Origin of the sequence: Marinobacter algicola DG893, from assembly GCF_000170835.1 — a bacterium.
In the GTDB taxonomy this organism is placed as follows: Bacteria; Pseudomonadota; Gammaproteobacteria; order Pseudomonadales; family Oleiphilaceae; genus Marinobacter; species Marinobacter algicola.
Genome location: NZ_ABCP01000027.1, coordinates 38,845 through 49,421, shown reverse-complemented (window position 1 = coordinate 49,421; position 10,577 = coordinate 38,845). Strand labels below are relative to the sequence as shown.

Sequence of the window (10,577 nt, the reverse complement as noted above, 5' to 3'; positions counted from 1 at the left end):
CCAAAACTGTGCGGAGCCATGGATGGCGGAGCCCAAGCGCCCCATGGAATGGGCTTGAGCGTGTTTTGGGAGGCTAGCCCCACGTGGTCTTGCACCCAAGTCAGTCCGCAACAAGGCTTGCACCCAAACCAAAACACCGGCTATCGTTCAGAATCGTTCTCAAAAACAGATCTGAAATGACCAAACCGTTCCAGTTTAAAGACCGCGACGTAAAAATCGAAAAACGCGAAACCGTGTTCCATGGCTTCTTCCGCATGGACAAACTCTGGTTGACACATCCGCGCTTTGACGGCGGGCAAATGCCAACCTTCACCCGCGAATTGTTCATCCGTGGCGACGCTACCTGCGTACTACCCTACGATCCCGATCGTGACGAAGTTGTTCTTCTCGAACAGTTCCGCCTCGGTGCTCTGGGTCGGAAGCAGTCCCCGTGGCTACTGGAACTCGTGGCCGGCATGAACGAGGAGGGTGAGTCGCCTGAAGACGTCGCCCAGCGAGAGGGCCAGGAAGAAGCCGGCCTGACCTTCAAACCGCTGAACAAGATCTGTGACTATTTGGTGTCTCCCGGCGGAAGTACGGAGCTGATTCACCTCTACTGCGGTCGCATCAGCACCGAGTCGGCGGGTGGTCTGTTTGGTATGGAGCACGAACATGAAGATATCCGTGCTCACGTATTCAGCGCCGACGAAGCCATCGCAATGATTTATGATGGACGTATCAATAACGCTGCCGCGATCATCGCGCTGCAGTGGTTGCAGTTGAATCGCCCGCGCTTGCGGGAAGGTTGGAGCTGATATGACAGAGTGGGTCATGAAACCCCGGCGCTACGTACCGGATCTGAGACGTTTCGGCGCGCTGTGTGATGGAAATTACATGCGGCTTCATCGCCTGCGGAGGCTGGAGGCGAAAGGCCGCCCCGTTTGTGAATTCGAGCTTCACCGTGAGGACCAGTACCTGGGCCGTGTTCGCATCGAAGTGCTGCAAACCACAAAGTTTACGGAAACCCTGCTGCTTGAGCAGGTTCACAACTCCGGGCGTTGGCTGAATAATCCCCAGTTAACGGTTCGGGTCTATCACGATGCCACCATGGCAGAGGTGATCAGCTGCTACCGCGACCGGCAGATAGCTCCGGTGAACGACTACCCGAACCGCTTTATGCACCACCCGGACGAGAAAGTTCAGGTCAACAGTTTCTTGGCCGACTGGCTTGATTACTGCCTGCGTTTCGGCCACTTGCCGATGGAACATGCCGCCTGGTCCGCCGGAGAGGGCGTGGACTAAGGTTGTATGTCTGCTCTGCATCCAATGGCATAGAGTGCTCGTAGACTGTGCGAGAGTTGTCAAAACCGGCAATTGCCTGGGAAAGCCTGAACAGAATGTGATGAATATTCTGGATGCCGGCGAAAAAACTCAATAACCTGCCAGTAGGTCTGCTTCACCGGTGTGTGTTGCGCAAACGCAAGAACCACGAGTGCCATGACAGAGAACGACAACCAGCGTGCCCTCCGGGTGCTACAACTGACTGACCCGCACCTGATGGCCGATCCGGCGGGTGGGCTGCTGGGTGTCAATACGAGGGATAGCCTCGATGCCGTGATTGCTCAGGTTTTCCGGAACCATGGCCAGCCGGACCTGATCCTCGCTACGGGTGATATTGCCCAGGACGCGAGCGAAGAAGCCTACCGCCTGTTTGGCGACAAACTGAACGTCTTTCAGTGTGACTCGGCCTGGATGGCCGGTAATCATGACGATTCGCCACTGTTATCACGTGTTGCCGCCGAACGAGGAGCTGATCAGCGCCATATTCTTCAGGGTGGGTGGCAGTTTGTGCTGTTGGACACCTCGGTTCCCGGTAAGGTATTTGGTGAGTTGGCGGAGTCTGAACTGGCGTTTCTTGAGACGACGCTGAGTGACAATCCCGATCTGCCCGCTCTGATCGCTCTTCATCACCATCCGATCGAAATCGATACCCGCTGGATGTCACCGATCGGGCTTCGCAATCGAGACGCTTTCTGGCAGGTGATAGACCGTTTTCCGCAGGTAAAAATCGTCCTCTGGGGGCATATCCACCAGGAACTGGATCAAACCCGCAAGGGTGCACGCCTGCTGGCGACGCCGTCTACCTGCATACAGTTTACGGCCGGTTCCGTGGAATTTTCGGTGGAAGATAAGGCACCGGGGTACCGGTGGTTTGAATTGCGGCCGTCGGGCGAATTTTCCACCGAGGTCAGCCGCGCAACGGATTTTGTGTTCGAGTTGGATAGCAACAGCACCGGATATTAGCTGCTTGCTGATCGGCGGTCGGCCTGTTAATAACCACCTTATTGCGTATATAATTCTGGCTTCGCTCAGGACGAGCAAGAGACATTCACTTCTTCAGGGATCGAAGACATGCCCCAGGCAACCGGACTGCAGTTCACGGCCACCCTTGGCCAACTCCCCAAAGACCTGTTCGTGGTCGCCCGTTTCGAGCTGACCGAGACCCTCTCCAAGCTGTGCCACTGCAAGCTGGAACTGGCCAGTACCTCGCCCGACATCGCCCCCGAAGACGTGCTCGAACAGCCCGTGGACCTGGTGATGTGGCAGGACGGAGTACCGCTGCGACGCTTTACCGGCGTGGTCAACGAATTCGTTCGGGGCGACTCCGGCCACCGCCGCACCCGCTACGACGTCATCGTCCAGCCCCCGCTGTGGCGCCTCGACCTGATGCACAACAGCCGCATCTTCCAGACCCAGAGCACCGACACCATCGTGCGCACCCTGCTGGAAGAGCGGGGCATCATCGACACCGTCTTTGATTTGAAACGGACCCCCGAAGAACGGGAATACTGCGTCCAGCACCGGGAAAGCGACCTGGCCTTTGTCGAACGGCTGGCCGCCGAAGAAGGCTGGCACTATCGGTTTAACCACGGCGACGTCAATGGCGAAGAGCCATCCGCCCTCATCATCGCCGACCACCACGGCGACGCCCCCAAACTGGACCCGGTGGAGTACAACGCCAAGGCCGGCGGCAGCACCCGCCAGAGCACCGTCTACCAGTTCCGCTACCGGGAACGGGTCCGGGCCGCCTCCGTGGCCATGAAGGACTACACCTTCAAGAACCCCGCCTATGCCCTGATGCACGAACACCAGGCCGACAAACTCGACGGCCAGCGGGAAGACTACCAGCACTACGACTACCCCGGCCGTTTCAAAGCGGATGCCAGCGGCCAGCCCTTTACCGAAACCCGGCTGGACGCCCTCAGGAACGACGCCGCCATCGCCGATGGCCAGAGCAACCGCCCCGACTTCACCGTGGGTGCCAAAGTCGAACTCACCGACCACGACAACCCGCGCCTGAACCGGGAATGGCTGTTCACCAGCATCACCCACACCGGCGAACAACCCCAGGCTTTGGAAGAGGACGGCAACAACGGCGCCACCACCTACCACAACGCCTTCAACGCCATCCCGGCGGACAGGACCTGGCGGCCCCAGGTGGACCACCGCCCGATGATGGACGGCCCCCAGATTGCCATTGTCACCGGACCGGAAGGCGAAGAGATCCACTGCGACGAACACGGACGCGTCAAAGTCCGGTTCCCGTGGGACCGCTACAGTAACAACGACGAGCACAGCAGCGCCTGGCTCAGAGTCAGCCAGGGCTGGGCCGGTGGCCAGTATGGGTTCATGGCCCTGCCGAGAATCGGCAACGAAGTCATCGTCAGCTTCCTGGACGGCGATCCGGACCAGCCGATCATTACCGGAAGAACCTACCACGCCACCAACACACCGCCGTATGCGTTGCCGGAACATAAAACCAGAACCACCCTCAAGACCCAGACCCATAAGGGCGAGGGCAGCAACGAACTTCGGTTTGAAGACGAAGCGGATAAGCAACAGATCTACGTCCATGCCCAGAAAGACCTGGACCTGCTGACGGAGAACAACCGCACGGAAGTCATCAAAAACGACAGCCACCTGACCGTGGACAACCACCGCAAGGCCCACATCAAGGGCAATGACCACACCACGGTGGATGGTGAGAAGCGGGAGTCCATCGGCGGCGACGTCAGCCTCACCGTCAACGGCAGCCATCACAGCAAACAGGGCAAGAACCAGCTCATCGAAGCCGGCAGCGAAATCCACCACAAGGCCGGCATGAAAATCGTGATCGAGGCGGGTGCGGAAGTGACCCTCAAGGCTGGGGGGAGTTTTGTGAAGGTGGATCCCAGTGGTGTGACCGTTTCAGGGCCCATGGTGAAGATGAATTCCGGGGGTGGGCCGGGTGCGGGCACCCCTGTAGCAGCTCAAGCGCCGGATGTACCGAAGAGTTTAAGTGCAGAAGGATTCAACAAGGGGGAAGGGACCCTGGCGGAAACTGGACAGCGCAACAATGCTTCGCCCCAACCGAGTCCGGTGTCGAAGCTCAAGGCGGTTGCTCGGGATGATGTCGCTCTGAGTAGGCAATGTGGGCGACAGGAAGATGGCATCTGCACCTCCGAGCCCTGTGCATGTGCCGGGGAGGTTTGACGTGACATTTCCCGATTTTGGAGCAACTCATAGCGGTGACCTATTCCTGATTCTGGATGGGGCACGGATCGATGCCCCCCGGTTCATTTACGAGCGTGATGACCGACCTGAAATGGATCTTTTGTACCGAAGTACGCCTCACGAGCCGGTTAAAGAAGTCAGCCCCTGTATTGTCCGCCCTTCTGAAAACAGTCGGTTGCGGGGAGACGTGAATAATTGGAGATCGGATGGAATTGCTATCGAATCGAGTGCAGATATTCATATGCTCGGAAATCATTTGCGTAGTCTGATCAGTGTACGGTTGCCGGACGGGGCTCTCGCCTATCTCCGTTTCTATTCCCCGAGCCAGATTGAACCCCTTCTGTCATCATTTTCAGATCACGAGCTGACGAGATTCAGCGGACCGGTTACGAGGTGGCACTATTTTGCACCGGTAGACGGGTGGAAAACCGTTGAGGTTCCGGGCACAAGTGAGAGTCAGGAGGCGTCGAATGAGGGATGGTTCCAGCTTAGAGAGGAACATCTCCGCGCGATTGAAGCCTGCAATGAAGCTGTGTTCCGGAAAAAGTTAGTTCATCAGGCCGGGTGGCCAGTCACTCCAGAGTCAATGTCTAAAATCGACCAGATCGTGCTGAGGGCCAGATCGTTTGGCTTCCAAGCCCAAGGGGACATCGCCACCTATGCTGAGCTCGCCTGCTATTACGGCGAGCGATTGGAAGAGCCGAACGCTCTGGCTGTACTGAAGTCGGAAGACAAACCAGCGGGGCAGCGGTTGGAGATAATCGACAGCATGATGTCATATGGAGATACATAATGCCTGCAAGCTATGAAGTTGTTTCTGGGGACACCCTGTCCGCTATAGCCAGACAGCACAACGCAACGGTTACTCGCTTGCTTCGTCTGAATCCTTCAATAGAAAACCCCAATCGGATAAATCCGGGCCAGAAACTCGCAGTTCCTGCCGCCGACGAGGTCATCACAGCGCGCTCGGAGCCGGGCAAAGCCGTCGAGCAGTCACCCTGTCAGGACAAGGTCGTGGAGATCTACCACGCGACCGGGTCTAATGAGCTGATCCTGCTGACAGAGGAAGAAGAGAAAGAGCTGGATGCGGAAGAGAAGGCTATTTGTCAGTTGATCGAAGCTTTCTATTCCGAGCTTGAGAGCCTTTCTGAGGGCACAGAGGACGCCGATAGCACACCTTCGGAAGGCGAGGGTCAGGTATTGACACCAGTCCAGCAACGCAAGCAGGAAATCATTGAACATCTAGCGGATTTGGGAGCGATTCCGGAAGGCGTGCAAACAACACCGAAGCTTACCGAAATCAAGCGTTTGTCTGGCAAAAAACACCGAACTTATGTGCGCTCCGACAAGATGAAAATCCACCCGCGTCGTTACAGTATCGCTGCCCGGGACAAAGCCCGCAGTGAGGGTTGGCTAACAGAGGACGGTATTGATGGCGGAAAACTTGCGGATTCACTGCAAAGCAAGCTCAAGGTGAAAGTGAATCTAGAGCTGGGGAGCCCTGACCCGAATGGGGCTATCATGCAGTCGCTCAATCAGTTTTACGATGAAGCAACCTGGTCAATCTGGGGGAAGAACCAGGAAAAACAGGTAGCTGAAACGGGTTTTGATGCCTCCGCCGAGGCACAGTTCATGCGCTTTGCCGCTGGAGCGAGCGGGTATGCAGAAATTAACCCCGCTAACGGGAAAGTGCATCTCCAGGCCAAGGCGGAAGCTCAGTATGCGCTTGCCGAAGGGAAAGTCACCATTGAGCAGGCCTTCCCTGCAAGCAACCGAAGTGAAATCCGTGTTTATTACCGGGAAGGTGGCTGGAATGGCCCGCTAAAGCATGAATCTCTCGGGCATTTTCAGGCTGCTCTCGCGATTACAGCCTCAGGTTTTGCCGGTGCGTCCGCCATTTTGGCAGGCAATATACATGTCGATAGCTCAGAGGGCATCCCGAAGATCAAAGGCATCGCCGCCCGAAAGAAAGGTCAGAGCATGGGGGGCGAGGCTAACGTCTTTGCCGGCATTCGCGGTGGTTGTGAGCTCACAGGTGAACTGCGCTGGCAGGACGTGCTCTCCGCTGACAGCAACTGGGATACGCTCTGTAAGATTGGCCAGAAGGTCGAGGCTGCGTTGGGGGCAGCAGGTGAGTTTGAGGCGCGGCTAATGTTCAGTGATCGGACTGGCAAATTCTACTTTAACCTTCACGCGGGCTTGGTTCTGGGGGTGGGTGCTGCGGGCAGTTTCATTCTAGAAGTGGGTGTCAATCAGATCTTTAAAATGATCCACTTTATTTACAATGCTTTGCTCGAGGTCGATTTTAGATATCTGGAATTGTTTGACCCAGATACGGAAGCCTTTGTTTGGTATAAACGTTTAGCGCTTTTTTCCTTAAGCAAAGGCCTTTCTGGCGTTCAAACTGCCTCAGAGCTTGCAAATGGTACTGTGCTTTATGTGCAGGAATATATTGAAGATTTCTTCTCCGGTCGGGATATGGAAAAGAAGAGCTATAAGCTTGCAGAGAACCTTTCGAATGATCTGGTGCGGGGAGAGGAAGCTGTCTTCATGCACTCCCCTCCGGAAGTGAAAGGGGTCATGCTGGATGCCATTCTTTACGACTGGTGGCTCACACCTGGTTTCTCAGAGGATAGGGAAATAAAGATCGGTGCGGTTAAAAAAGCTATGGAGAGCTTTCAGGGTTGGCGTGACTTTGAGGAAACCCTGAAACGCATGAATAGTGACGGACAGGCGAAAACGGAACAGCTTGATCGAAACCTTGAGCGTTTGTTCGAGTTTGTGGGTAAGAGCAAACCCGAAAGGAACTTGTTTATTCGCCAGCTTAAAAATCGGAAAGCTATTGCGGGCCGTCCCGTTCAGCGTGATCCATTCGGCGCTTGTCGTATCTGTGGCCTTGCCTAGGGAACTTACAATGAATTGGAAATATCTTTGTCGCACCGCCTTCATGCTATCGATTGTTGTGGGAGTGAGCGGTTGCGAGATCTTTAGCGATAGCCCTGAACCTGAAGCGATTGAGTCGGTTGTCAAGCAGGCCGTTGACAATCAGGTGTACGTTAAGGGTGGCACTTTCGAGCTAGGAGATATCGGAGATGAATCGGGGAGGCCCTATGTCACTCTGGCTTCGCATTCCAGACCTGCTGTCAATGTAACCTTGGATAGTTATTCAATCTCCCGTTATGAAACTACTTGGGGAGAATTCCGTGTCTACCTTGAGGATGTCGGTCATCTTGATCAGTACACGGAAAAAGTGTCTACAAGAAAGTATATACAGTCTTCGGATGACCCACTGTCGCCACATTACCACCGAAAGCCGGCCCGGTCGCCAAACTATGTTGAAGCAGAGGGGTTTTGCCAGTGGCTGGCTGAAAAAGCCGGGTTGCCATTTGCGCTCCCTACAGAAGCTCAATGGGAGTTTGCTGCTAGAAATAGAGGTCAGGACGTTCCCTATGCTACCGATTCGGGAAGAGTTGAGACGGATCCCTATCTGCAGCGCCCGACAGAGTATGTTGATCCATCTATTCCACCTTCAGGCAATACGCTAATGCACTCTTCCGCTAAGTTTGAACGGCGTTCTGTGGGTAGTTATCCTCCAAATCCGCTGGGCTTGTATGATATGACTGGCAACGTGTCGGAATGGACGCAGGACTGGTTTCAGGAAGATTATTACCAACATGCCCCTCATCGTAATCCTGCCGGTCCAGCAAACCCCGTGGATCCAAACGACCCTCGCAAAACGGTCAGGGATTGGGCTGGCAGGGGAGACCACTTCGGTGGGGGTGGCACGGTCTTCGCGAGATCCGGGCGACCTTTGGATGCACCTGGCAATGGCTTCCGCTGCGTGGTCAATTCTCCCAAGCCAATCAACTAAATCGTGGTCCAGATACGAAAGGGAGCTTCTAAGTGCAAAGAAAGTCTGGAACCGACTGGTCGCTGCTCTGGTCGGCCGTAAAAGACAACGCCAGTTCCTTCTTCATTTTGCTTGGAATCGGCTTGGCTTTTGGCCTTGTCGGAGGGGGCATCTTTGCTACTGGCTTTGGCGAAGTGGGAGCCATGGCTTTCGGTGGCCTGTTCGCTCTGATTGGATCGGCAACGTTTGTCACAGCTTTCGTCACCGCTCGCTCCAGCGTGAGTTACTACTACGACCAGGCCTTGTTGCGAAAATATGGGGTTGAGGTCGATGGGATCTTGACCGGTAAATCGACTGAATGTCAGTTCCATCAGGAGTACGACCATAATAACAATCCCATGGGTGAGGGCTATCACCTGTGCAATTTGCTCGTAGAGTATGATTTCCAGTTCAACGGAAGAAACTACAGTGGTGCTTATTATCTCAGCAAGGCCGGGCTGTTTGATAAGTTACGAGAGGGTGATCCCCTGCCGCTGAAGGTGCTCCGCCTGGACCCCTCGGTTTATAAAGTGCGGGAGCGTCGGCTTGCCAATATGCTCAAAGGCCGGGAACCAGACGGCCCCTCCCAGATTCCGGACGGAGCCGAAATCAGCCAACTGCTCTAGCGGTTTTTGCTTTGCATCAATCCATGCTCCTGGTTTCATTCCGATCCCCTTTTCTTCCGACAAAGTGTTGCCTAGCAGGTCGCATACTACTGAACGGGCGATGTTCGTGAAGAATAACCATTCACGGGTGACCTGGGTGCCCGAACCGGAAGATCACGCTGTACATTTTCTGACAGAACGAAACTTGGCTGGTGGTGAAACTCATGCGTTTGGTCATAGTGAAAGGCGAACGATCAGCCTGAGGGTGGTTTTGCAGGCACTTATCGAGAGCGAAATAGGGTCATTCAGGGTCCCTATGCCGGTACTGGATGATTACGAGGCGTTTGATACCAGTCGCCATAGTTCGCTGCCGGACAAACAGCCCCAAGCTTTGAACCCGTTCGACAATGAGCCAGTGCCCTACTGGGCAGTGAAAGAGGTTGCCGTGTGAGTGAGAGTGGTCAAACCCATCGCCAAGGGAAAACCGGTTTCCGGGCCGATCAAATCCCCGCATTGCCGAAGTCCCCAAAGAAACGTGAACGGGTAGGTGAGGATCTTCAACCTGTCGGTGATTACGCAGGAATCGAGCCTTATCACCGGGTGTGCGAAGATGTAGGTGCCACCCAACACCAAGATCAGAACGACCCGGATGGCTTTTCCTCTGGAGAGTGGTGGTGGGACCAGCGTCAGATTCGCTTCCTTAACGGGAAAGTATTTATTGGTTTTTCGGCTTTGCTGCTATTTATTCCCTATGTATGGGGCACTGCTTTGGTTGGTGGTGGCGGAATATTGGCGTTATATTTCGCTGATTTGGTAGATATACCTAAAGTTTTAAAGTTTTTTTGGATTCTCTTTGCTGGTTTTGCCTGGATAGCAGCCTCTTTCTATATCCTGATAAAACAATGCCCTGGGTCATGGGCGGTTTCGCCTTGCTACTGAGACCATTCGACAAACTACTTGGCAAGCTCCTGGATCGTGGCCTGGATGCAGGCGAAAGCGCCTTCAACCGTGAGACGGGTGAGGTCAGCTTCGCTCTACCGGGAGGTAAGAAACTGACCGCGCCCTTCGAGGCGTTTGATGCCTACGTGGAGCGCGTGGTCCAGCATGGTGGTATCTTCTACCGCCTGATGTTTGTTCACCGATACACCGGTAAGCAATTCAGCCAGACGTCCCTGAGCCGGATTGAGCCGACCAAGGAAGAAGTAATGGCTTTGTGGGATATGCTGCAGCGGTATATGGATGTCTCCCAGCCCCTGTCGGATGTGCCGAGACTGGAACCCTTCCGCCACCTAGATCCGGTAACGGCGGAGCATGACCAGCGCACCGGTCGCAATCCCCGGTTCTGGCGTGACCTGGATCTGGAAGCCTGGAAGCAGGGTGAAGGAGCCGAATGGCTGAAGCGCCAGGCGGAGTACCCTTGGGATAAACGCACCTGCAAGCTGACACCTCAGATTGGAAAGATTTCCATGGAGGCCTATAGGGCAAAGGTGGCTTCCTCAAGTAACCATGGAGAACTTAAAGAATCGGTGATGTAAGGCAGAGGCATGAGC

General features: G+C 55.1%; 11 protein-coding genes. All 11 read left to right on the top strand.

Annotated elements, in window-relative coordinates:
• The first annotated feature begins 176 nt into the window (after positions 1-176).
• The 11 genes from MDG893_RS14915 to MDG893_RS14870 all read left to right on the top strand — a co-directional run bounded on the left by MDG893_RS14915 (position 177) and on the right by MDG893_RS14870 (position 10,562).
• Positions 177-794, top strand: coding sequence for an NUDIX domain-containing protein (locus MDG893_RS14915; protein ID WP_007154644.1), 618 nt, complete (start codon positions 177-179; stop codon positions 792-794).
• Between the two features lies 1 nt (position 795).
• Positions 796-1,281 carry a DUF1249 domain-containing protein gene (locus MDG893_RS14910; RefSeq protein WP_007154643.1) on the top strand — a complete coding sequence of 162 codons (486 nt, stop codon included), beginning with the start codon at positions 796-798 and terminating at the stop codon, positions 1,279-1,281.
• Between the two features lie 195 nt (positions 1,282-1,476).
• The gene (gene cpdA / locus MDG893_RS14905; protein ID WP_007154642.1) at positions 1,477-2,283 is read left to right on the top strand and encodes a 3',5'-cyclic-AMP phosphodiesterase; all 807 of its coding nucleotides are present in this window, start codon (positions 1,477-1,479) and stop codon (positions 2,281-2,283) included.
• 108 nt (positions 2,284-2,391) lie between these two features.
• Complete coding sequence (locus MDG893_RS14900) at positions 2,392-4,512, top strand: type VI secretion system Vgr family protein (protein ID WP_007154641.1); 2,121 nt, start codon at positions 2,392-2,394, stop codon at positions 4,510-4,512.
• Position 4,513: 1 nt separating this feature from the next.
• Complete coding sequence (locus MDG893_RS14895; protein WP_157132854.1) at positions 4,514-5,326, top strand: DUF4123 domain-containing protein; 813 nt, start codon at positions 4,514-4,516, stop codon at positions 5,324-5,326.
• On the top strand, positions 5,326-7,437 hold the full coding sequence (locus MDG893_RS14890) for a LysM peptidoglycan-binding domain-containing protein (protein WP_007154639.1): 2,112 nt from the start codon (positions 5,326-5,328) through the stop codon (positions 7,435-7,437). The genes MDG893_RS14895 and MDG893_RS14890 overlap by 1 nt, the downstream gene beginning before the upstream one ends.
• 10 nt (positions 7,438-7,447) lie before the next feature.
• Positions 7,448-8,404 (top strand): formylglycine-generating enzyme family protein, encoded by a 957-nt coding sequence (locus tag MDG893_RS14885; protein WP_244264437.1) that lies wholly within the window; start codon positions 7,448-7,450, stop codon positions 8,402-8,404.
• Between the two features lie 32 nt (positions 8,405-8,436).
• Entirely contained in the window at positions 8,437-9,048 is a 612-nt protein-coding gene (locus MDG893_RS14880; RefSeq protein WP_007154637.1) for a hypothetical protein, read from the top strand.
• 136 nt (positions 9,049-9,184) lie between these two features.
• Positions 9,185-9,478, top strand: a complete 294-nt coding sequence (locus MDG893_RS14875) for a hypothetical protein (protein ID WP_167319400.1) — start codon at positions 9,185-9,187, stop codon at positions 9,476-9,478.
• Positions 9,475-9,966, top strand: a complete 492-nt coding sequence (locus MDG893_RS20530; protein ID WP_007154635.1) for a hypothetical protein — start codon at positions 9,475-9,477, stop codon at positions 9,964-9,966. Before MDG893_RS14875 ends, MDG893_RS20530 begins: the two co-directional genes overlap by 4 nt.
• Entirely contained in the window at positions 9,930-10,562 is a 633-nt protein-coding gene (locus MDG893_RS14870; protein WP_050776512.1) for a hypothetical protein, read from the top strand. Before MDG893_RS20530 ends, MDG893_RS14870 begins: the two co-directional genes overlap by 37 nt.
• Positions 10,563-10,577 lie beyond the last annotated feature (15 nt).

What these genes read in the sequence shown, in the direction of transcription:
- MDG893_RS14915 (WP_007154644.1), top strand. Translation starts at nt 177, where the DNA reads ATGACCAAACCGTTCCAGTTTAAAGACCGCGACGTAAAAATCGAAAAA.
- MDG893_RS14910 (WP_007154643.1), top strand. Translation starts at nt 796, where the DNA reads ATGACAGAGTGGGTCATGAAACCCCGGCGCTACGTACCGGATCTGAGA.
- cpdA (WP_007154642.1), top strand. Translation starts at nt 1,477, where the DNA reads ATGACAGAGAACGACAACCAGCGTGCCCTCCGGGTGCTACAACTGACT.
- MDG893_RS14900 (WP_007154641.1), top strand. Translation starts at nt 2,392, where the DNA reads ATGCCCCAGGCAACCGGACTGCAGTTCACGGCCACCCTTGGCCAACTC.
- MDG893_RS14890 (WP_007154639.1), top strand. Translation starts at nt 5,326, where the DNA reads ATGCCTGCAAGCTATGAAGTTGTTTCTGGGGACACCCTGTCCGCTATA.
- MDG893_RS14885 (WP_244264437.1), top strand. Translation starts at nt 7,448, where the DNA reads ATGAATTGGAAATATCTTTGTCGCACCGCCTTCATGCTATCGATTGTT.
- MDG893_RS14870 (WP_050776512.1), top strand. Translation starts at nt 9,930, where the DNA reads ATGCCCTGGGTCATGGGCGGTTTCGCCTTGCTACTGAGACCATTCGAC.